This window comes from Maribacter sp. MJ134 (genome assembly GCF_003970695.1).
Lineage (GTDB): Bacteria > Bacteroidota > Bacteroidia > Flavobacteriales > Flavobacteriaceae > Maribacter.
Map to the genome: position 1 here is coordinate 1,469,171 of NZ_CP034570.1, position 23,636 is coordinate 1,492,806.

A 23,636-nucleotide genomic window follows, 5' to 3' on the forward strand; every position below is an offset into this window, starting at 1 on the left:
AACGAGTATTTAATTTATTTCAACGTAAAAATCAAACGTTTAAAGGAATAGAAGATTATTTTTGTACTTATTAAATTGTTATGATGAAAAATAATTTTTTTAGTTATTATATAATTCTATTGATGTTCTTCTCGGGAATCATCTTAAAAGCTCAAAATCAAGCAACTCAAGGAGAATGGAGTCCCATAATCAATATGGGAATAGTTCCTGTTGCTGCAGCTAATCTTCCAGATGGCACCTTAATTACGTGGTCTTCTAAATTCCCGGACACCTATACCGAAGTAGGTGACGGGATGACTTACACGGCAATCTTTGACCCAGCACTTGGGCCCCATGGACAAGCTCTGCCATTTACACAAACCACTACCAACCACGATATGTTTTGTCCTGGCATCAATAATTTACCCGATGGTAGAATTTTAGCTGCGGGAGGAACTAGTAGTGAGAGAACTACTATTTATGATCCGGAGACTCAGATATGGTCAAGAGCAGCGGATATGAATATACCTAGAGGCTATCAAGGTAATGTAACCCTATCAGATGGATCTGTATTCACCGTTGGGGGATCATGGAGCGATATGAATTTACCATCCACAAATGGTGGAAAAAATGCAGAATTGTATACACCGGAAACAGGATGGATTTCACTCCCGGGGATACAAGGAGATAATTTATACAATTCCAACGACGCTTCCCAAGAAAGTCAGGGTATATATCGACTAGATAACCATGTCTGGCTATGGGAATCTTCTAATAGGGAACTTTTTAAAATTGGACCTGGAGAAATAATGCAAAGAATTGACGTTACTGGAAACGGCTCAATGACCGATGTCGGGCAAAGAGGTAACGACACCTACTCTATTAAGGGTACTACAGTAATGTTTGATATCGATAAGGTTTTTAAAGTTGGAGGCTCTGAATCCTATGCAAGCAATACTCCAGCAAAAGATAATTCCTACATCATCGACATAAGTACTTCCGTACCAAGCGTAATACAGACTCCGAACATGGCTAATGAGCGTACCATGCATAATAGCACAGTTTTACCAAATGGTCAAATTTTAATAACTGGCGGTTTAGATCAGGCCGTGGTCTTTTCCGATGTAGGAGCTGAGTTAGGTGCAGAATTATTTGACCCCTCGACTAATTCTTGGAGTCAAATGGCAGGGATGGCTTCACCTAGAACTTACCACAGTGTTTCCATCTTACTTACAGATGGTCGAGTTTTTGTAGGAGGAGGAGGTCTTTGTGATCCAACACCTGGTTGTGTAAATCATCCAGATGCCGAAATCTTCAGTCCACCATATCTTTTTAATCCAAATGGAACACTGGCCACAAGACCAACGATATCTGCGCCGGAAACCAGTGATTATTTAACTGATATATCAGTTATCGGAAGTCCCGGAATTAGCGAGTTTAGTTTAGTTCGTTTCTCTGCAGTCACCCATAGCACTAATAATGAGCAACGAAGAATTCCAGTTTCGTTTACAAGTATAGGAAACGATTATACAGTTTCCATACCGGATAGAAATCTACTGCCCCCTGGCTATTATATGCTATTTGCTATGGATGCTAATGGAGTACCTAGTATGGCCGAAACCATAAGAATAGGCGACGCAATCCCATTACAATCTAATCCAAATTTGGTAATGCATTTAGAGTTTGAAGAAACGAGTGGTTCGGTGGCGTTTGACAGCTCTGGAAACTCTAATGATGGTGCCGTTATTTTTGTAGATAATAATACCGCTACGAAAATTCCAAGTACGGATAATTGGACAACAGACGGTTTATTTGGCAATGCCATAGAGTTTGATGGCAGAGAATTCCAAAGTAATACCATTATAGATATACCATACGATAGTACTTTTAGTGAAATTGAGGAGTCGGTAACGGTAATGGCGTGGGTTAATCGTGATGATATTGATTATAACGTCTCTATTTTATCCCATGACTACCCTAGCCTATTTTTTGGCTTTCATAACAATTTGTATAAATGGGCATTTCAAACATCTAATGGAGTAATGGACTGTTACTCAGGATACACACCTATTGGGCAATGGGTTCACATAGCAGCCACCTATGACGGCAACATAGCTAGACTTTTTGCAAATGGAAACGAAATTTGTACTAGAAATATTTCTGGAACAATAAATCTTGAGCCCAACACCCCAAACTTTTCTTCCTTTACTGCATCTGGTTTTTATGAACATAGACCGGTAGGCAACCAAATACTTATAGATAACAACTACAATGAAAGTGGTGTTACCGATGAGATTGATGGCCGAATTGATGAATTAAAAGTTTATAATACAGCACTTGGGCCGCAAGAAATTAAAGCATTTTATGACTTAGGAGTAGGATTACAAGGTGTTCAAAACTGTCCAACAGGAACTATTACTGCAGAATATAGAATAGGAAATGGAAGTTGGAATACCGGAAACAATATTAATGTACCCGAAGGATCTGAAGTCTATATTCGTGCAATTGCGAATGGTGAATACTTTGCCACTACTACTGAAATAGATGGCAATACTTTTAGCTCTGTTTCAGACTTTAATCAAACCAATGGTTATCGAATAAGTACAGGTACCAAAAATGGAGATAATGATGGTTTTGTATCTTCTGATGACAATGGTCAATATGTATTAACTACGGCCACTGGATGTATGACAGTAGTAAATCTGAATGTTGTCGGTAATTGTGATGCCAATGATACACCAGTAACAGCTGAATGGTCTTTTGACGGTGGTAACACATGGAATAGCGGTACGGAAGGTGACAATATAGCAATAACAACTATTGTCGGTCAAGATGTTCGGTTAAGCCTTTTACCTAACAATATAGATGGGGACCCTAACAATCCCTTACTGTTATTTGATGTCGTTCTTCCAAATGGTTCCATAGTAAACGATTTAACTAATCTTGAACTGAACAATATTCAAACAAATGAATCTGGAATTTATATTTTGGAGTCTTCAGAAGGCTGTGCTATTACTATAGATTTAACAATTGAAACTGTGGTCTGTGATGCCACCACCATAAAGGCCGAGTGGTCGTTCGACAACGTCAACTATTCCGAGGCCCCCGACGAGCTTCCCGTAACGGTAGAGGCCACGACGGGAGACGACTTCTACATCAGTATGGTACCCAACGGGGTCGAGTTCACCGTTTCATACCAGGGAACAGACCTCTACACCGGACAACAGGACTACTTCTTGGAGAACGTCGATACGGCGGATTCGGGAGACTACGTCATAACATCGGTACAAGGTTGCTCCACAACTCTCACGTTGAACGTTACCGACGTGGTCTGTGATGCCACCACCATAAAGGCCGAGTGGTCGTTCGACAACGTCAACTATTCCGAGGCCCCCGACGAGCTTCCCGTAACGGTAGAGGCCACGACGGGAGACGACTTCTACATCAGTATGGTACCCAACGGGGTCGAGTTCACCGTTTCATACCAGGGAACAGACCTCTACACCGGACAACAGGACTACTTCTTGGAGAACGTCGATACGGCGGATTCGGGAGACTACGTCATAACATCGGTACAAGGTTGCTCCACAACTCTCACGTTGAACGTTACCGACGTGGTCTGTGATGCCACCACCATAAAGGCCGAGTGGTCGTTCGACAACGTCAACTATTCCGAGGCCCCCGACGAGCTTCCCGTAACGGTAGAGGCCACGACGGGAGACGACTTCTACATCAGTATGGTACCCAACGGGGTCGAGTTCACCGTTTCATACCAGGGAACAGACCTCTACACCGGACAACAGGACTACTTCTTGGAGAACGTCGATACGGCGGATTCGGGAGACTACGTCATAACATCGGTACAAGGTTGCTCCACAACTCTCACGTTGAACGTTACCGACGTGGTCTGTGATGCCACCACCATAAAGGCCGAGTGGTCGTTCGACAACGTCAACTATTCCGAGGCCCCCGACGAGCTTCCCGTAACGGTAGAGGCCACGACGGGAGACGACTTCTACATCAGTATGGTACCCAACGGGGTCGAGTTCACCGTTTCATACCAGGGAACAGACCTCTACACCGGACAACAGGACTACTTCTTGGAGAACGTCGATACGGCGGATTCGGGAGACTACGTCATAACATCGGTACAAGGTTGCTCCACAACTCTCACGTTGAACGTTACCGACGTGGTCTGTGATGCCACCACCATAAAGGCCGAGTGGTCGTTCGACAACGTCAACTATTCCGAGGCCCCCGACGAGCTTCCCGTAACGGTAGAGGCCACGACGGGAGACGACTTCTACATCAGTATGGTACCCAACGGGGTCGAGTTCACCGTTTCATACCAGGGAACAGACCTCTACACCGGACAACAGGACTACTTCTTGGAGAACGTCGATACGGCGGATTCGGGAGACTACGTCATAACATCGGTACAAGGTTGCTCCACAACTCTCACGTTGAACGTTACCGACGTGGTCTGTGATGCCACCACCATAAAGGCCGAGTGGTCGTTCGACAACGTCAACTATTCCGAGGCCCCCGACGAGCTTCCCGTAACGGTAGAGGCCACGACGGGAGACGACTTCTACATCAGTATGGTACCCAACGGGGTCGAGTTCACCGTTTCATACCAGGGAACAGACCTCTACACCGGACAACAGGACTACTTCTTGGAGAACGTCGATACGGCGGATTCGGGAGACTACGTCATAACATCGGTACAAGGTTGCTCCACAACTCTCACGTTGAACGTTACCGACGTGGTCTGTGATGCCACCACCATAAAGGCCGAGTGGTCGTTCGACAACGTCAACTATTCCGAGGCCCCCGACGAGCTTCCCGTAACGGTAGAGGCCACGACGGGAGACGACTTCTACATCAGTATGGTACCCAACGGGGTCGAGTTCACCGTTTCATACCAGGGAACAGACCTCTACACCGGACAACAGGACTACTTCTTGGAGAACGTCGATACGGCGGATTCGGGAGACTACGTCATAACATCGGTACAAGGTTGCTCCACAACTCTCACGTTGAACGTTACCGACGTGGTCTGTGATGCCACCACCATAAAGGCCGAGTGGTCGTTCGACAACGTCAACTATTCCGAGGCCCCCGACGAGCTTCCCGTAACGGTAGAGGCCACGACGGGAGACGACTTCTACATCAGTATGGTACCCAACGGGGTCGAGTTCACCGTTTCATACCAGGGAACAGACCTCTACACCGGACAACAGGACTACTTCTTGGAGAACGTCGATACGGCGGATTCGGGAGACTACGTCATAACATCGGTACAAGGTTGCTCCACAACTCTCACGTTGAACGTAAATTGTTTAAGTGGGCCATTTACACCAGAATACATTCTAAATGGTGTAGCATCTAATGGTGAGAACGCCATAACTATTAATGAAGGGGTTTCTTTGCTATTATCAACAGTCGAAGACAATGTAAGTTTCACAATAACTGACCCATTCGGTACTATTAACAATGGTGATCTTGATTTGGGAAATACAGTTATCAACCAATCTGGCCAATACACTTTTATATCAATTGAAGGATGCAGTGCAATTTTAGAAGTAAATATTGTTGATCCGTGTCCGCTAGGAAGTTTCACCGCACAGTACACGGTCGGCGGGAACCAGGGCAGCGGTCAAGAAAGCATCTCCGTTGAGGAAGGTACATCCGTAGTACTGGATATCGTTCAGCAGGACGTCGCATATACTATCCAGGCTCCGGACGGCGCAGTGACCAACGGTGTCTTGGACTTGGGCGCGATAACCTTGGAACAACAAGGACTTTACACCTATCTCTCCGAAAATGGATGTGAGACAACTTTGTCCATAACCGTAACTGAAATCATTGATCCGTGTCCGCAGGGAAGTTTCACCGCACAGTACACGGTCGGCGGGAACCAGGGCAGCGGTCAAGAAAGCATCTCCGTCGAGGAAGGCACATCCGTAGTACTGGATATCGTTCAGCAGGACATCGCATATACTATCCAGGCTCCGGACGGCGCAGTGATCAACGGTGTCTTGGACTTGGGCGCGATAACCTTGGAACAACAAGGACTTTACACCTATCTTTCCGAAAATGGATGTGAGACAACTTTGTCCATAACCGTAACTGAAATCATTGATCCGTGTCCGCAGGGAAGTTTCACCGCACAGTACACGGTCGGCGGGAACCAGGGCAGCGGTCAAGAAAGCATCTCCGTCGAGGAAGGCACATCCGTAGTACTGGATATCGTTCAGCAGGACATCGCATATACTATCCAGGCTCCGGACGGCGCAGTGATCAACGGTGTCTTGGACTTGGGCGCGATAACCTTGGAACAACAAGGACTTTACACCTATCTTTCCGAAAATGGATGTGAGACAACTTTGTCCATAACCGTAACTGAAATCATTGATCCGTGTCCGCAGGGAAGTTTCACCGCACAGTACACGGTCGGCGGGAACCAGGGCAGCGGTCAAGAAAGCATCTCCGTCGAGGAAGGCACATCCGTAGTACTGGATATCGTTCAGCAGGACATCGCATATACTATCCAGGCTCCGGACGGCGCAGTGATCAACGGTGTCTTGGACTTGGGCGCGATAACCTTGGAACAACAAGGACTTTACACCTATCTTTCCGAAAATGGATGTGAGACAACTTTGTCCATAACCGTAACCATAAGTAATGAACCATTATCCTGCGCTGTTTTTACTCCCACTTATACAATTGATGGGGTCCAAGAGAGCGGGAATTCATCAATTACGATAAATGAAGGTGCTACATTACAATTAGGAATAAGTGATGAGAACTTTCAATATACCATCACCCAACCTAACGAAAGTATCACTATTGGAGTTTTGAATATTTCAAATATTACTATGGAGCAAGCTGGCACTTACATCTTTAATTCAGAGAATGGTTGTGTTCAACAGATTATAGTCAATGTTGAACCCATGGAAGAACAAACGTCAATTGATGCTGTAATAATCTATCCAAACCCTATATATGACGGAAACGTACGATTTATTCTAAATGATTTTATGGATGAAATGGTAATGATAAGATTCTACGATATATATGGTAAAATGGTAATAAGTAATATTTTCCAAAAAAATCATGCCCAAGAAGTAACTGTAGAAGTTGGAAGTCTAAGTGTTGGCACCTATATTGTAGAAATTACTAGAGGTGAAAATAATGACAGTACCGTAAAGAAAATTCTTAAGTTGAGATAAAACTTTCAATTTGATAACCTTGATAAAAAGTCTCTTCCTAAGTTAAAAAGAAGAGACTTTTTAAATAGCTTTATTTAAATGTAATTTGATATTATGGGTTTAACCAAATTCAATAGCCGGATAACTGATTAGATTTAAGAAAATCAACTCAGAAATTATTAAAATAAATTATTTTATGAAGATTTTGGTCACGGGTGCTGCCGGTTTTATAGGATTTTACGTTTCAAAGTTGCTATTGGAGAAAGGACATAGTGTAGTAGGTTTAGACAACATCAATAATTACTATGATATTAAACTAAAGTATGCGAGATTACTTGAACTTGGAATTAGCAAAGACCAAGCAGAAGTTTATAATAGCCTCTGTTTAGGAAATAAGTATAAAAATTTAAAATTTATACGTACTAGTATAGAAGACCGCAGTGTTCTCCCATCCTTATTCAAAACTGAAAATTTTGACATCGTTTGTAATCTAGCGGCACAAGCAGGCGTAAGATATAGTCTGGAAAATCCAGAAGCTTACATCGACAGTAATATTGTAGGGTTTCTTAATATTTTAGAATGTTGCCGTAATTTCGATATCAAACACTTGGTATATGCAAGTAGTTCTAGTGTTTATGGGTCTAATATCAAAATACCATTCGAGACTTCGGATAAAGTAGATCAACCAGTAAGTCTTTATGCTGCCACTAAAAAAAGTAACGAATTAATGGCATATTCCTATAGTTATCTTTATAATTTTAGGACAACAGGGTTACGCTTTTTTACTGTTTATGGCCCTTGGGGAAGACCAGATATGGCAATGTTTTTATTTACAAAGGCAATTCTCAATAAAAAACCCATCAAAGTTTTTAATAATGGAAATCTTGAAAGGGACTTTACCTATATAGATGATATATGTGAAGGTGTTATTCGTATTATTGAAACTCAGGCTGATGAAAATTTAACAAAAAAGAGTTTATATAACATATATAATATTGGCAATAATAAATCAGTTAAGCTAATGACCTTCATTAATGCAATTGAGGAAACTCTTGGAATAAAAGCTAAAAAAGAAATGCTACCAATGCAACCTGGAGATGTGTTAAAAACTTGGGCTAATGTAGAAGATTTAATAAGAGATTTTGACTATCAACCAAAAACTTCTATAACAGAGGGTGTTGAAAAATTCGTTCAATGGTTCAAAACCTTCTATAAAGTAGAGTGTTAATTACAATCAAATTTTGATGGTTGCTAAATTTCGTGTATTTCCAAAATTAAATTAGTTATTTCTCTAAACTAGGATATTAAAAGTAATGCGAAAAGTACTGATGGGTTTTTTACTTTTGCAATAAAAAATATCTAGAATAAACCTATAGTTATTCCCCTTCAAAAGTGCTTAAAAATATATTCATCGGAATAAGGTTAACTTTCATATAATAAGTTATAGGTTTTTAAGTTTTATTTGACAACTTCGTAGCCTAAAAAATAATTTTGATGAATTTGTATAATTTAAATCCAAAATATAGAATCTTAGTAACCGGTGGGGCTGGTTTTATAGGTTCCAATTTATGTGAATCTTTACTTGCTAACGGCAATACCGTAGTCTGTTTGGATAATTTTGCAACAGGAAAAAAAAGCAATGTTACTCCATTTTTATCAAACAAAAAATTTACCTTAATCGATGGAGATATCAGAAACTTATCCGACTGTCACAAAGCTTGTGAGAAAGTCGACTATGTTTTACATCAAGCAGCCTTAGGGTCTGTTCCAAGGTCAATGAACGACCCAATAACTAGTAATGATGTTAATGTTACAGGATTTTTGAATATGTTAGTCGCCGCTAGAGACGCAAAGGTTAAAAGATTTGTTTATGCAGCCAGTTCCTCAACTTACGGGGATTCGAAAAACATGCCTAAGATAGAAGACGTTATTGGAAAACCTTTATCTCCATATGCAATCACTAAATATGTTAATGAACTTTATGCGGATGTATTCAGTAAAACATATGGATTAGAAACAATAGGCTTACGCTACTTTAATGTTTTTGGACGAAGACAAGATCCAGCCGGAGCATATGCCGCGGTAATTCCTAAATTTGTTATGCAATTAATGAATCATGAGTCACCACACGTTAATGGTGATGGTAGCTTTTCTAGGGATTTCACTTATATTGATAACGTTATACAAATGAATATAAAATCATTAGTTACAAACAATACTTTGGCCGTGAATACAGTGTACAATGTTGCATATGGAAAACGAACTTCTTTAAATGAACTTCTAGATTTACTAAAAGAATATTTGACTGAATTTGATTTAAAAATTGGTTCTGTAAAAACCACGTACGGCCCTATAAGAAAAGGAGATGTACCCCATTCACTTGCCTCTATTGAAAAAGCAAAGGAGTTGGTTGGTTATAATCCAGAGTATAATATTAGAGAAGGATTAAGAGAAGCCGTTCAATGGTACTGGAATAATTTAAAATGATGCCGAAAATAATAGAAAGCGATCTGTTCCGTTATATTGGTGCTATTAATAATAAAGCGTTTAGGAAAGCCTTAAAAATACCAGGATTCAAATGTACATATGCTCTCAAAAAAATACAGAATTCTAAAAGAATTGGTTTTTACGATATTTACTACAGGATAAAATATCTTAAATATTTACATGAATATAGGTTTCAAATACCTAATTATGCTCTTACAGGAAAAGATTTTTACATATCGCATTTTGGTAATATTGTTATCAATGGTAAAGCGAAAATTGGGAAATGGTGTAATGTTTCCCAGGGCGTTACTATTGCCGAAACTAATAGAGGTGTAAAAAAAGGAGCTCCAATTATATGTGATAAAGTCTGGATTGGTCCGAATAGTGTTATTGTAGGAAAAGTAGTTATTGGGAGCAACGTGCTAATTGCACCGCTAACTTATGTGAACATTGATATACCTGATAATTCTATTGTTATGGGGAATCCTTGTAAAATAGTTACAAAACTAAATGCAATTGAAAATTATATAAATAATATTCTTAATTAGAATTATGAATTTAACTGTTATAGGTACTGGATACGTCGGTCTGGTAAGTGGAACTTGCTTTGCTGAAATGGGCAACACCGTTACATGTATAGATGTTGACAACAATAAGATACTAAATCTCCAAAAAGGTATAATCCCAATTTATGAACCAGGTCTAGAAGCTATGGTAAAACGTAATTTTCAAAATAAAACGTTACGTTTTAGCACTAATCTCTCTAAGCATCTGGAAAAATGCGATATTGCTTTTATTGCTGTTGGGACACCTATGGGCGATGATGGTTCCGCAGATCTCAAATATGTCTTACAAGTAGCTAAGGAGATAGGCTCTAATATGACTCAACCCTTAATCATAGTAGACAAGTCTACTGTACCTGTGGGAACCGCTGACAAAGTTAGAAATACAATACAGTCCCAACTTAACAGGAGAAAGCTAAACATATCATTTGATGTCGTCTCCAATCCTGAATTTTTAAAAGAAGGAGATGCTATTAATGATTTTATGAAACCTGATCGCGTAGTAATAGGTTCGGATAATGAAGAGACTAAAGACAAAATGAGAGCGCTTTACGCACCTTTTTTTAGAAGTAGCGTGGACCGTCTAATAACGATGGATGTTCGTTCAGCAGAAATGACCAAATATGTGGCTAATGCTATGTTGGCTACTAAAATTTCTTTTATGAATGAAATTGCCAATATATGTGAATTAGTTGGAGCAGATGTTAATAAAGTACGTATTGGGATTGGCTCGGATAGTAGAATCGGGTACAGTTTTATTTATCCGGGAAGTGGCTATGGAGGTTCATGCTTTCCGAAAGACGTAAAAGCCCTTAAAAAAACAGCTGAGGAACATGGTTACGAAGCCAAATTAATAAAGTCCGTAGAAGATGTGAACAACAAACAAAAGTTTGTCATTTCGAATAAAGTTATAAATAAGTTTGGTGAAAATCTAAATGAAAAAACCTTCGCCGTATGGGGCTTAGCCTTCAAGCCAGAAACTGATGATATGCGAGAGGCACCAGCGATTTATGTAATAAAAGAATTGATAAAAAGAGGCGCTAAAATTCAGGCCTATGATCCTAAAGCAATGGAAGAAGCCCAATCCTTCTATTTAAAAGATGTAAAAGGAATTACCTATTTCAATTCTAAATACGAAACATTACAAAATGCGGATGCAATGATTCTGTTAACCGAATGGAAAGAATTCAGGTCTCCGGATTTTGAAGAACTCAAAACTCAATTAAATCAACCCGTCGTTTTTGATGGTAGAAATCAATATAATTTTGAACGTATGAAAAACCTAGGTTTCGAATACTATCAAATTGGAAAAAATAATTAGTATCTAAAATTCTAAATATGTCATCTATTAAAATCGCAGTTATTGGACTAGGTTATGTTGGTCTGCCATTAGCCCGTTTATTTGCTACTAAATACGCAGTAGTGGGTTTCGATATTAACGAAACTAGAGTTAAAGAACTACAATCAGGCATCGACAGCACTTTAGAGGTATCTGACGACGTACTAAAAGAAACCTTGGTCTCTAAACCTGGAAACAATATTGGTCTCTATTGTTCGAACAATCTGGATGATATTAAACACTGCAACTACTATGTTGTTACAGTACCCACTCCTGTAGATAGCACAAATAGACCTATATTAACACCTTTATATAAGTCTAGCGAAACAGTAGGTCAGGTTTTAAAGGAAGGAGATATTGTAATTTATGAGTCTACGGTATACCCGGGAGTAACAGAAGATGAATGCGTACCTGTTCTAGAAAAAGTAAGCGGTCTAAAGTTTAATCAGGATTTTTTCGTAGGATATTCACCAGAGCGTATTAATCCCGGTGACAAAGAACATACGGTCGAGAAGATTTTGAAAGTCACATCCGGATCAACACCAGAAATAGGACAAAAGGTAGACAACTTATATAAGTCTATAATTACTGCGGGAACCCATTTAGCACCATCTATTAAAGTAGCCGAAGCGGCAAAGGTTATAGAAAACTCCCAAAGAGACATCAATATTGCCTTTGTAAACGAGCTAGCTAAAATCTTTAACCTTATGGATATTGATACGCATGAAGTTTTAGAAGCCGCTAGTACTAAGTGGAATTTCCTACCATTTAAACCCGGTCTAGTGGGTGGCCATTGTATTGGTGTAGATCCATACTACTTGGCACAAAAGGCCCAAGAATATGGATATCATCCAGAAATTATTCTAGCAGGACGCCGTATGAACGATGGTATGGGCAAATATGTCTCTGCAGAAGTAGTGAAATTGATGGTGCAAAATAATATAAAGGTTAAAGGTTCAAGGATTTTAGTTCTTGGCGTTACTTTCAAAGAAAATTGTCCTGATGTGAGGAATACTAAAGCGGTTGATGTAGTTAGAAATCTAGAAAGCTATGGCACAAATGTAGACATATTTGATCCTTGGGCGTCACCAGATGAAGTAAAACACGAATACGGCTTAATCTCATTTAAGAATATAATCAACACTAAAAACTACGATGCTATCGTTCTTGCCGTTGGTCATAAAGAATTTTTAAATCTTAATTTGGATAAACTTTTGAAAGATAACGGTGTTATTTATGATGTAAAGGGAATTCTTAAGGAACATGTGACGAAACGACTTTAGTATAATAAAGTTTATAGGTATCCTATAAGTTTGATGAAATTGTCTAATACTTTCTCGACGAGAAGCTAAAAAAAAGTACAATAGTTATTTAGGTGTAACGGTTTAGATTTAAGTATGGATAAACCCATTAAGATCGATTTTTTAACCAGCTCAATGGAGGCAGGTGGCGCCCAGCGAGTAATTAGTATTCTTGCGGACCATCTCGTCCAAAGAGGTTATTCCATAAGAATTATAACCTTTGAAGGCCCTGATCATTACAATTTAAACCCCAAAATTAAGAGGTTAAAACTTCACAAGCAAAGAATTGTAAAATCTGTTATCGTAAACGGATTCTTTAACTTAATGGCTTATTATAGAAAGAAAAGCAATAGACCAGACATTATTAGTTCTCATCTAGATTTATTAGGATTTATTTCTATTCCCAATGGGATATTATATAAAATTAAAGTTGTAGTTTCCGAACATAATAATCACCTGGCCTACAATAATAAAGCTCAGAAATTTCTATGGGACTATTTATACCCAAAAGCTAATATCGTAACTATTCTAACCGAGTTTGATAAAAATTTTTTTTTACAAAAAAATAAAAATACCATTATAGTACCAAATCCAAGTCCATTTGAAAAAATAAAGAACTCAAAAGGTAATAAAACTATAAATAAAGAAATAGTCGCTATTGGTAATCTTGACCGTTATAAGCATAAAGGTTTCGATAATTTGTTACAAATTGTGAAAACCGTTTTTGAAACAAATCCGGAATGGCGCCTTAAAATTATCGGAGAAGGTAAATCCGGATTATCTTTTTTGAAGGAAGAAATCCAAAAATTAAATATACAAGATAAGGTTGAGTTCACTGGCTACGTAAATAATGTAGATGAAATCCTCTCCAACGCGGAAATATTTATACTAAGTTCAAGATTTGAAGGATTACCCATGGTTCTTCTTGAAGCTATGTCGCAAGGCACAGCCTGCATAAGCTATGATTGCATTACTGGCCCTTCAGAAATTATTACACATAATCACAACGGTATTTTAGTAGAAAACCAAAATATACAGGCAATGATAACCAATCTTAAGGAACTTATCGAAAATAGGGAATTACGAAGTAAAATTAAATCAAATGCGCCAGATGCTCTTGATAAATTTTCAATTCAAGTAGTTGGAAAGCAATGGGAAGGTATCTTTAAAAAATTAATGAGTTCTTAAAAGAAAAATAAAGGTGAATTTTAACAAAACAGATTAAGCCTGTAAGAATATATGATTAGCGCATAAATGAAAGACTCTATAAAAGTAGATTTTTTAATAGGCTCCATGGAGGCAGGTGGAGCTCAGCGAGTAATAAGTAATATTGCAAACTATCTCGCGGAAAAAGGATATAAAATTAGAATAATATCGCTTTGGGGACCAGACCATTATGAACTAAACCAATCTATTACTAGAGTTCGCTTACATAAGCGAAGAATTTTCAACACTATACTTTTGAATGGGTTTCTAAATTTATTGTTTTTTTACCGCAAAAAACAAAATAGACCAAATATCGTAAGCAGTCATATTGACCTATATGGCTTAATAACAATACCTGTTTGCAAAATTTTTAATATTAAAATAATAGTTTCAGAACATAATAATCATTTGGCTTACAATAATAGAGCTCAAAGTATTTGTTGGAATTACTTTTATCCGTACGCCGATCTTGTTACGATATTAACAGAATTTGACAAGGAATTCTTTCTTAAAAAGAATAAAAATACAATCGTATTACCCAACCCATGTTCATTTGAAACCATTTTAACAACTAAAACTAAAAATACAGAATTAAAGCAAATTGTTGCAATAGGTAACCTGGACAGATATAAACATAAAGGATTTGATAATTTAATAGAGATTGTCAAACCTGTTTTAGAGGGTAGTGAAGGTTGGATATTAAAAATCGTTGGAGATGGTACTTTTGGTATGGATTACTTAAAACAAAAGGTGAAACGTTTACAATTAAGTGAGAAGGTAATTTTTACAGGTTATCAAAAAAATATTCAGGGAATTTTGTCGAATAGTGATATTTTCATTCTCAGTTCAAGGTTTGAAGGATTACCTATGGTACTTCTTGAGGCCATGTCTCAAGGTGTACCATGTATATCATATGATTGCATTTCAGGTCCTTCAGATATCATCACTCATAATAAGGATGGAATTTTGGTAGAAAATCAAAATATTGAAGCGATGCAGGATGAACTTTATAAGTTAACTAGTAATACTCAATTAAGAAGAAAGTTAGCTAAAAATGCTCCTAAAGCTTTAGAAAAATTCTCTATATCTAAAGTAGGGAAGCAATGGGAAGAAATACTTCATACTTTTAACAATCAATAGACCCATAAAATACTCTGTTCATCAATTTGTGATTTTTTATCAAAAAAACACTAATGGTTTTGACGTTATGACTTAATTAACATCATCCCCTACTTCACCCTACAAATGCATTATTTTAATAAAATGTTAAATTTTATTAAAATAATGCATTTCAACGAAAATCTTATTCATTCAAAGTCCAAAATAACTTTTTATACGTTATCAAATAGGAATATTTTATTGATTTCATGTATTTTATCGAAAAAAATTGCTCTTTAACCGAAATCATTTAAAAAATTGATATTTTAGCAAACCAAATTCTTGAACCTAATTTTATTATAACCTACTTATGACCATTAAAAAAATATCTCCTATTTATTTCCTTACTTTTCTTTGCGTTCTAATACTATCTTGTTCTAAGGATAGTGATTTATTGACTGATTATGTCATAACTGATGATGTAAATACCTTAGAACTTCGCAAATATGTTGTGGATGACATGTATTTTACGGATTCCTACGATAGCATCATTTTAGATGTGTTATCAAATGATAATTTTTACAACGGCGGCAATATACGTTTAGTAGATGTTTCACAGCCGTCCAACGGTAGCGTTACTATTAATGAGGATAACACATTAACCTATACTCCTTACATAGAAACTGTAGAAGAAGAACAGTCAACGACAAATGAGGAAGAAACAAATACAAATTCAAATGACAATACCGAGGAGGATACTTTTGTTTATGTAGCAGAAGTAATAGAAGAAGATAACACTGTGACAAAGGAAGAAGCCACAGTAACCATTAGCAGTTCTACTATAGCAATGGGTGAATTAAAAGCGTTTCCAGGTGCTGAAGGTTTTGGTAAAAACGCAACAGGAGGTAGAGGCGGTATTGTCGTTGAAGTAACTAATTTAAATGATTCAGGAAGTGGAAGTTTAAGAAACGCACTTAAAAGAACTGAAAGAAGAACCATTATTTTTAAAGTAAGCGGCACTATTAATTGCAAATCCTATCTAGACATTCCACCTAATTCAGGAAATGTAACTATAGCTGGACAAACTGCGCCGGGAGAAGGAATAATAGTTAAAGGTGCAGAATTAAGGATTTCGGCATCCAACGTCATTATACGTCATATAGCAATCAGGCCAGGTTCTAACGTGTCTGGAAGTAATATTAATGGTATTAGACTTACTCCCTACACACAAAGTATTGAAAATTTGATTTTTGATCATGTCTCAGTTACTTGGACTATGGACAAAAACTTTATTATAGGCAGTATTGCAGACAATATTTTTGTCAATAATGTAACTGTTCAGAATTCAATAATCGCTGAAAATATTGGAACTGGGAAAGGATTTTTAATTTTCAAAAATTCTAAAAATATTAGCGTGTATAAAAATCTCTTCGCACATTTAACAGAGAGAAACATAAGGTCCTCAACTTGCTCCAGCAATTTTGAAATGATTAATAATGTGGTCTATGGATTTAAATATGGAACTCAACCAACTTATGAAAATGAATTTGATATAATCGGAAATGTTTACAAAACTAGCCCCGCAACTTCGACATCATTTGAAACGATACGATTAGAGGCTTCGACCAATAATTGTCCTAACGGGAATATCTCAAGAACAAAAGGTTTCATATCGGATAATACGCTGAATGGTGGCTCGGTAAGTATTTCTAGTTCTCTAAATTCCTATTTGGAAAACTCAAGAAGATTCAATTCAGGAATTAACCCTATATCCTCCAATGAAGTAGAATCCACCATTCTAAGTAATGTAGGTAATTCCCTTAGAAATGACCCGGTGGACATCAGAATTATTGACGAAGTAAGTACTAAATCCGGTTCTATGAAAACAGCTACATGGGCAGAGAGTAATTATCCGGACATTAGTAACAAAACTGCTTATAAAGATTCCGATAAAGATGGAATATCAGATGAATTTGAATCCCAGTATAGTAATTTAAATCCTAAAGATGGTTCAGATGGCAGTAAAGATGACTCGGGTAATGGATATACTAATCTTGAAGAGTTCTTACATTATTTGACCATAAAGAAATGATTAGAAATAATTTAATTTCTTAATTAAAGAGCTCCAAAGTTTAACCACCTTGGGGCTCTTTAATTTATATTACTACATTAAATCAATATGATAACTGATTAACTACACTTTTAACATTTTAAGGAATTCAATGAGTTCACGGTAGATTTATTTGTAATTAGCTAGAAAATAAAATTCAGATCCCACTTTCAAATAGATTAATTATTGGATTTCTTAACCTAAGAAATATCAGTTTAACCATAAAATATCCTTTTCTATTATAATTTTTAATGGATCAAAGTATTAAAACAGTAATTGAATTTCACCGCTTTTAATATTGAAAACAACCAAAAATTATAGTGTAATATTCTTAAAAAGACGAGATTTACCATTTAAATTGAAAATCCCATAAGTTATGACCAAAATTAATCAGAAGGGTTATACCCATTGATTTAATATATTTTTGAGATTTGCGATAAGAACAAGGAGTTAATGCAAAAAAAAAATAAGGCTAAAATCCAAGAAGCAATAAAAAGTAGCATCAATAATTCTTTAATCAGGAACATGTTGATTGTTGGTTCAATCACCTTTTTTATTAAGCTGCTCACCTTCTATAAGGAAACTCTGGTAGCCTCTATTTTTGGTTTATCAGAGTTATTAGACACTTACTACATTGCTATATTGATTCCAACATTTATCCAAAATGTTTTTATCGGCTCTCTTAAAGGTTTGTTTATACCCAATTATATTACAGAGTTAAAAACGACTAAAAAAGGACCTGATTTTCTATCATTAATTTTATTATCAATAATACTCATAGTAGTTTTATTTACTATTCTCGCAATAATTTTTACAGAGTTCTTTCTTTGCGATGTTTTTCCTAATCATAACTCAGATTATTACAGTTTAATCAGAACACAGTTTTATTATGCCCTACCCTGCTTACTTTTTTGGGGAATTTCTGGGCTATTTACTGGATTGTTGGAGATAAAGGGTAAGTATTTAATTTCTACAGCCTCACAAATATTGCTTCCAGCTGCCATAATTATTTGCCTATTGTGTTTTAAGAATTATTTAGGGGAAATCACTCTTGTAATAGGCATGCTACTAGGTAGTTTTTTATCAACTCTATTTTTATTTTTATTTTGTGCTAAAGACAATCTAATAAAATTGGGGGATATAAACTTAAATTTCAATATGATTTTAATGTTAAGACAATATCCTGCGAAAGTTACTTCTGGGCTTTTAACAGGGATTAACCCATTTGTTGATCAATTTTTTGCTGCACAATTAATAATTGGATCCATTGCGGCTATGAACTATGGAATGAAAATACCCTCCTTTACTGTAGGGATAATTATGATGGTTATTGGAAATGTACTCTTACCACACTTTTCAAATGAGATTAGCGATAATATACAAAAAGCATTCAAGCAATTGTATAAGATATTAAAACTCGTTTTTACTTCTAGCCTTATAATTGCAATAATTACTATCATATTTTCCGATTACATTATAGCCTTGTTATTTGAGAGAGATAACTTTAGTTCAGAGGATACTGAAATTGTGTCACTCATTCAAAAAATAGCCCTATTGTACGTCCCCTTCTACTTATGTACTTTAATCTGTGTTAATTTTTTGACGGCTTTAAATAAGAACAAATTTATGGCTTGGGTTTCATTTTGGAATTTAATAACAAATTTAATTCTGAATATGGTTTTAATAAAAAAGTTTGGTGTTTATGGTCTAGTTTGGAGTACAACAATTGTATACATAATATCAAGTTTTATTTATTTAGGATATACTTACAAACAGTATAATTTGAACAGAGCTTTGTAAATCAGGATAAAGGATATTCTAATTTTATTTATTTAGTATCATGAAAATAGATTTTATTATAGGCTCATTAAGTGGTGGTGGGGCGGAGAGAGTACTTGTTTTATTAGCAACTGAAATGGCCAAAACACATAATGTTACCATTATTACTTTTGGTGGTGATGACAAGTACACTATTGAAAATACGATAAAGCGGGTTAGTCTAGACAAATTTTCTATTCAAAATCACACTGTCAGAAGGTATTTTGAACTTTATTCATTTTACAGAGATAAGAAGAATAGGCCTAATATCTTGATTTCATTTCTACCCACAATAAGTCTTGTCACCATCCCAATAAGTAGATTATTAGGTATTAAAATTATATGTTCAGAACATATTAATTACCTCCAAGTAGAAAATAAAGCGGTTAAATTCACTAGGAACAATGTATATAAGTATGCCAATGCTTTAACCGTCCTTACCAATTTTGATAAAGATTATTATTTAAATAAAGGTATTAAGACCTTTGTAATGCCAAATCCCAGCACGTTCAAGGTATTTCGCAAGGACAACCAAAGAAATAAAGAAATAATAGCCGTCGGCAACTTAGATAGGTATTATCATAAGGGCTTTGACAATTTAATTGATTTAATAACCCCTGTACTGCTTCAGTACCCTGATTGGAAATTACGAATCATAGGTTCTGGCGGTGAAGGAAAAGAATATTTACAAAGTCTAATAGGTAAAACTAAGCTACAAGACCAAGTAATTTTTGATGGTTTCAGGAATGATGTAGATAAGATTATGCAATCTGCATCCATTTTTGTTTTATGTTCTAGATTTGAGGGTTTACCTATGGTTTTACTTGAAGCAATGTCTCAAGGTATGGCCTGTATTGCCTATGATTGCAAAACAGGACCATCTGAAATGATTACGCACAATTATAACGGAATGCTGATAGAAGATCAAAACAAAACTGAGATGAAGAAAGGGCTTTTAGAATTAATATCTAATGAAAAACTTAGATATGATTTAGGCAACAAAGCATTAAAAGCGGTAGACAAATTTGCAATGCCCGTTATCTTGAAAAAATGGGAAGCAATTTTTAATAATTTGTAATTTTAAAGTGTGAAAAGACTTGTGCTCATTTTGTTTATTGTCCCATTTATATTTAGCTCCTTAAGTATACAGGCTTTTATTCAAAAATTTATTTCAGTAGGTATAAGCCAAGTGATTGCCTACATGAATGTTGGTCTAGTCCTTTTAGGTCTATTTCTTTATATTAAATTTCTTGAAATAAGACCGCTCCCGTCTACTTTAAAATATTGGTTCCTTTTTCTATGTGCTTTCTATAGTATCGGCATCATAGGCAATATCAGGTTTAATACAGAAGTTCCATTTCTAAAGACCTTAATATCACCTATTTATTTAGTTGGCTATACTTTTTTCCTTTCAGACAGGGAGTATAGAAAAGTTTTCGTCAATTGCGTGTTAATTACTTTTAGCTTAGCAAATATACTTCTGATTTATTTTAAATACATTAATTTTTCTTTAGATGAAACCGATGGCATCGCTAGGTATTTGCTAGACCGGGCAGGAGGTGTTTATGGAGATGCTAACAATGCTGCAGTAGTTTGCCTTCTTTCTCTAGTATTTTTACATTACTATTATAAGCCACTCAAAATACAATTCAAAAGATTAAAATGGCTCTTAATGGCCATGACGGTCTATAGCTTACTTTTGACATTTTCTAAAACCGGCTTAGTAGTATTATTACTGGTTGTACTTTTATCACAGTATAAATATTTTAATCCAAAAAAAATCTTTCTGATTATAGTGGTTATGCCGCTTCTCCTTTTTGGCTTGGTGAAGTTTGCATTGGAAAGCGATACACTATCTTCCGTACAAAAAGAGCGAATAGAGAACGTAGTAAACATAGTAACCCTAAATACTGACAAGATAGAACTTTCCGGACGTGATGTTCTTTTCAAAAGAATGATGGAGTACGTTTATGAAAATCCTTTCCTAGGAAATGGAATCTATTTTTCTGATCTTATCAGAGGGCATAATACTATATTCGGTGTTTGGGCAGATGCTGGTATAATCAGCTTTATTCTATTTCTTTTCCTTTTATTTAACTATTACAAGGAAGCTTTTTCATCTTCTTTAGAATTACGATATTTCTCTTGGTCCGTACTATTAATTTTAACAATTTTCATGTTAAGCCTACAAACAATCATTAACCAACCTTATCTTATTGTTCTATTCTCCTTTCTTTCCTTTGAATTACAAACAACCTCTATACTGAAATTAAAATAATTACGTTCTAAAGAAGTATTTTGACCTACCAATAGTTGAGAAATGTCCAGATTAAAAATAGACTTTATAATAAGTAAAATGTCATCCGGTGGAGCTGAGAGAGTTGTGGCAAATCTAGCAAATTATTTTGCAGAAAATTCCTATACAGTTAGAGTTGTTACTTTTTATGGTGATGATCACTATAGTTTGAACAAGTCAATTGATAGGATTAAACTTCACAATAAAGGAATCATTAAGTCTGTCTTGGTAAATGGTTTTATAAATCTTATTAAATTTTATTCTAAAGCAACTAACAGGCCTACCGTCATAAGTTCACATATTGATATGTTAGGAATAGTAACAATTCCTATTGCAAGATTATATAATATCAAAATCATTGTATCTGAACACTTTAATCATAAATTCCCGGTTTACCACCCTCTTAGGAACTTTCTGTGGAACAAACTTTATAAATATCCAAATGCTGTAACTGTTTTAACTGAGTATGACCTTTCGTTTTTTAGACAAAGAGCTAAAAAGGTTATAGTCATGGAGAATCCCTGCTCATTTTCTATTAATCAGTCAAAAACCGAAATCAGGGATAAAACTATATTGGCTATTGGCAATCTTGATCGTTTGGAGCACAAGGGCTTTGATAATCTAATCAAAATAGCTCAAAATGTTTTACCAAAAAACCCCGATTGGAAACTAAGGATTATTGGTCCTGGTGATTCCGGAAGGATTAAACTGGAAAGGATGATAGAAGCATCGAATATGGAGCGTTACATTGAGCTATTGGGTTTCAGAGATGATATACAGTCTCTAATGTCTACATCCTCTATTTTTATACTTAGTTCTAGAAATGAAGGTCTTCCTATGGTTTTGTTAGAAGCTATGTCCCAAGGAATGTCATGTATTGCCTATAATTGTGTTTCAGGACCTTCTGATATCATAGATAATAATATAAACGGGATTTTGGTAGAAGATCAAAATCTTTACAAAATGTCTCAAGAATTAGACAGCCTAATTAAAAATCCAAAAAAACGTAATGAATTAATTATAAATTCCACGAGTACTCTAGAGAGATTCTCTATCAAAAGTGTTGGAAGCAAATGGGAACGTTTAATAGAACAGTTAATAGCATCATAAGGACATGGCCAAACTTTTTCATTATTTAACGATACTTCCAACAGATAGTCTTGGCGGAGGAGCAGAGCAACTGCTTTACAACGTATTTGAATATCACACTACAAATAATAAAATATGTAAAATTATATTTCTCAGTAAAAAAAAATCGGGAAGATGGGAAACCTTAAAGAACAAAGCGGAAATAACATATTTACCTTTTAATAATGTTTATCTAGGTTATTTATTCATAATCCCAATTTTACTGAAAATTAATTTAACTACTACGGTAGAAAAAACGTTCACCTCGCAAACACTTATTAATAGTCTCCTAGGCTTATTAAAGCGGGTGGGCTTTTTCAAAAAGACAAAGGTTATTGCTCGGGAGTCAAATTCCATCTTTCATTTACTCAGCGGTAAAAAACTAAGAATGTATAAAAATGCATATAAGATTGGCTACCCAGGTGTTGATTTAGTAATATGCCAAACTAGTTATATGAAAGCGGAGCTCATAAAAGGGATGCCATGGATGCAAGATAAACTAAAGATTATTGTTCTGAACAATCCAATTAATATTGATTTGATAAAGAAAAATGCCAAAAAGGTTTTGACCACTAAATTACCTGAAAAATTCTTGGTTGCTGCCGGAAGATTAGCTCCTGTAAAAGGTTTTGATATTTTAATTCCTGCCTTTAAAAGACTTTTGAGAGATTTTCCTCAATTAAAATTATTGATACTGGGTGAAGGAAATGAGCGAAAGAGATTAGAACGCATAATTTCTTCAGAATCCCTGCAGGATAAGGTAATATTAATTGGTTTTGTCAATAATGTTTATCCTTATTTTAGGGATGCTGAAATGTGTGTAATGTCATCACGCATAGAAGGCTTTCCCAATGTGTTATTACAGATGATGTCTCAAAACCAAAAAGTTGTTACTACTTTAAGTGCAGGAGATATAGAAAAAATAGATGGTCTTTACACTTGTGAAACCAACAACATAAGCGCCCTTGCGGCCACGATGAGAAATTGTCTTAGTGCGGATTTAAAGGAAAATCGCTTAAAATTTGATTTAAACCTGAATAAAAGAACAATCGAAAATTTTGTTGATTCCATCTTATTGGAATTATAAATAATAACTG

14 protein-coding genes are annotated in these 23,636 nt (G+C 36.0%); all 14 read left to right on the forward strand.

The annotated features are described in order from the left end of the window. Positions 1 to 80 precede the first annotated feature (80 nt). The 14 genes from EJ994_RS06455 to EJ994_RS06520 all read left to right on the forward strand — a co-directional run bounded on the left by EJ994_RS06455 (position 81) and on the right by EJ994_RS06520 (position 23,626). Positions 81 to 7,214 carry a galactose oxidase-like domain-containing protein gene (locus tag EJ994_RS06455; protein ID WP_126591718.1) on the forward strand — a complete coding sequence of 2,378 codons (7,134 nt, stop codon included), beginning with the start codon at positions 81 to 83 and terminating at the stop codon, positions 7,212 to 7,214. Positions 7,215 to 7,389: 175 nt separating this feature from the next. Continuing rightward, on the forward strand, positions 7,390 to 8,421 hold the full coding sequence (locus tag EJ994_RS06460) for an NAD-dependent epimerase (RefSeq protein ID WP_126591719.1): 1,032 nt from the start codon (positions 7,390 to 7,392) through the stop codon (positions 8,419 to 8,421). A gap of 266 nt (positions 8,422 to 8,687) precedes the next feature. Next, positions 8,688 to 9,680, forward strand: a complete 993-nt coding sequence (locus EJ994_RS06465; protein WP_126591720.1) for an SDR family oxidoreductase — start codon at positions 8,688 to 8,690, stop codon at positions 9,678 to 9,680. Then, entirely contained in the window at positions 9,677 to 10,228 is a 552-nt protein-coding gene (locus EJ994_RS06470) for a serine acetyltransferase (protein WP_206507184.1), read from the forward strand. Before EJ994_RS06465 ends, EJ994_RS06470 begins: the two co-directional genes overlap by 4 nt. A gap of 4 nt (positions 10,229 to 10,232) precedes the next feature. Further along, positions 10,233 to 11,564 carry a UDP-glucose dehydrogenase family protein gene (locus tag EJ994_RS06475; RefSeq protein WP_126591721.1) on the forward strand — a complete coding sequence of 444 codons (1,332 nt, stop codon included), beginning with the start codon at positions 10,233 to 10,235 and terminating at the stop codon, positions 11,562 to 11,564. A gap of 17 nt (positions 11,565 to 11,581) precedes the next feature. Further along, entirely contained in the window at positions 11,582 to 12,865 is a 1,284-nt protein-coding gene (locus tag EJ994_RS06480; protein WP_126591722.1) for a nucleotide sugar dehydrogenase, read from the forward strand. A gap of 114 nt (positions 12,866 to 12,979) precedes the next feature. Further along, positions 12,980 to 14,071 carry a glycosyltransferase family 4 protein gene (locus tag EJ994_RS06485; protein WP_126591723.1) on the forward strand — a complete coding sequence of 364 codons (1,092 nt, stop codon included), beginning with the start codon at positions 12,980 to 12,982 and terminating at the stop codon, positions 14,069 to 14,071. Between the two features lie 66 nt (positions 14,072 to 14,137). Continuing rightward, positions 14,138 to 15,229, forward strand: coding sequence for a glycosyltransferase family 4 protein (locus EJ994_RS06490; RefSeq protein ID WP_126591724.1), 1,092 nt, complete (start codon positions 14,138 to 14,140; stop codon positions 15,227 to 15,229). A 328-nt stretch (positions 15,230 to 15,557) separates the two neighbouring features. Further along, positions 15,558 to 17,279 carry a hypothetical protein gene (locus tag EJ994_RS06495; RefSeq protein ID WP_126591725.1) on the forward strand — a complete coding sequence of 574 codons (1,722 nt, stop codon included), beginning with the start codon at positions 15,558 to 15,560 and terminating at the stop codon, positions 17,277 to 17,279. Between the two features lie 471 nt (positions 17,280 to 17,750). Continuing rightward, positions 17,751 to 19,097: a murein biosynthesis integral membrane protein MurJ gene (gene murJ / locus EJ994_RS06500; RefSeq protein ID WP_126591726.1), complete on the forward strand. Its 1,347-nt coding sequence runs from the start codon at positions 17,751 to 17,753 to the stop codon at positions 19,095 to 19,097. 40 nt (positions 19,098 to 19,137) lie between these two features. Further along, positions 19,138 to 20,193 carry a glycosyltransferase family 4 protein gene (locus EJ994_RS06505; protein ID WP_126591727.1) on the forward strand — a complete coding sequence of 352 codons (1,056 nt, stop codon included), beginning with the start codon at positions 19,138 to 19,140 and terminating at the stop codon, positions 20,191 to 20,193. A 9-nt stretch (positions 20,194 to 20,202) separates the two neighbouring features. Continuing rightward, positions 20,203 to 21,393 (forward strand): O-antigen ligase family protein, encoded by a 1,191-nt coding sequence (locus EJ994_RS06510; RefSeq protein WP_164721433.1) that lies wholly within the window; start codon positions 20,203 to 20,205, stop codon positions 21,391 to 21,393. A gap of 42 nt (positions 21,394 to 21,435) precedes the next feature. Continuing rightward, positions 21,436 to 22,521, forward strand: a complete 1,086-nt coding sequence (locus tag EJ994_RS06515) for a glycosyltransferase family 4 protein (RefSeq protein WP_126591729.1) — start codon at positions 21,436 to 21,438, stop codon at positions 22,519 to 22,521. A gap of 4 nt (positions 22,522 to 22,525) precedes the next feature. After that, positions 22,526 to 23,626: a glycosyltransferase gene (locus EJ994_RS06520; protein ID WP_126591730.1), complete on the forward strand. Its 1,101-nt coding sequence runs from the start codon at positions 22,526 to 22,528 to the stop codon at positions 23,624 to 23,626. The last annotated feature ends 10 nt before the right edge of the window (positions 23,627 to 23,636 follow it).

Coding starts and splice junctions, on each gene's coding strand:
- EJ994_RS06495 (WP_126591725.1), top strand. CDS start 15,558: ATGACCATTAAAAAAATATCTCCTATTTATTTCCTTACTTTTCTTTGC.
- EJ994_RS06505 (WP_126591727.1), top strand. CDS start 19,138: ATGAAAATAGATTTTATTATAGGCTCATTAAGTGGTGGTGGGGCGGAG.
- EJ994_RS06455 (WP_126591718.1), top strand. CDS start 81: ATGATGAAAAATAATTTTTTTAGTTATTATATAATTCTATTGATGTTC.
- EJ994_RS06520 (WP_126591730.1), top strand. CDS start 22,526: ATGGCCAAACTTTTTCATTATTTAACGATACTTCCAACAGATAGTCTT.
- EJ994_RS06480 (WP_126591722.1), top strand. CDS start 11,582: ATGTCATCTATTAAAATCGCAGTTATTGGACTAGGTTATGTTGGTCTG.
- EJ994_RS06475 (WP_126591721.1), top strand. CDS start 10,233: ATGAATTTAACTGTTATAGGTACTGGATACGTCGGTCTGGTAAGTGGA.
- EJ994_RS06470 (WP_206507184.1), top strand. CDS start 9,677: ATGATGCCGAAAATAATAGAAAGCGATCTGTTCCGTTATATTGGTGCT.
- EJ994_RS06460 (WP_126591719.1), top strand. CDS start 7,390: ATGAAGATTTTGGTCACGGGTGCTGCCGGTTTTATAGGATTTTACGTT.
- murJ (WP_126591726.1), top strand. CDS start 17,751: ATGCAAAAAAAAAATAAGGCTAAAATCCAAGAAGCAATAAAAAGTAGC.
- EJ994_RS06485 (WP_126591723.1), top strand. CDS start 12,980: ATGGATAAACCCATTAAGATCGATTTTTTAACCAGCTCAATGGAGGCA.
- EJ994_RS06490 (WP_126591724.1), top strand. CDS start 14,138: ATGAAAGACTCTATAAAAGTAGATTTTTTAATAGGCTCCATGGAGGCA.
- EJ994_RS06515 (WP_126591729.1), top strand. CDS start 21,436: ATGTCCAGATTAAAAATAGACTTTATAATAAGTAAAATGTCATCCGGT.
- EJ994_RS06465 (WP_126591720.1), top strand. CDS start 8,688: ATGAATTTGTATAATTTAAATCCAAAATATAGAATCTTAGTAACCGGT.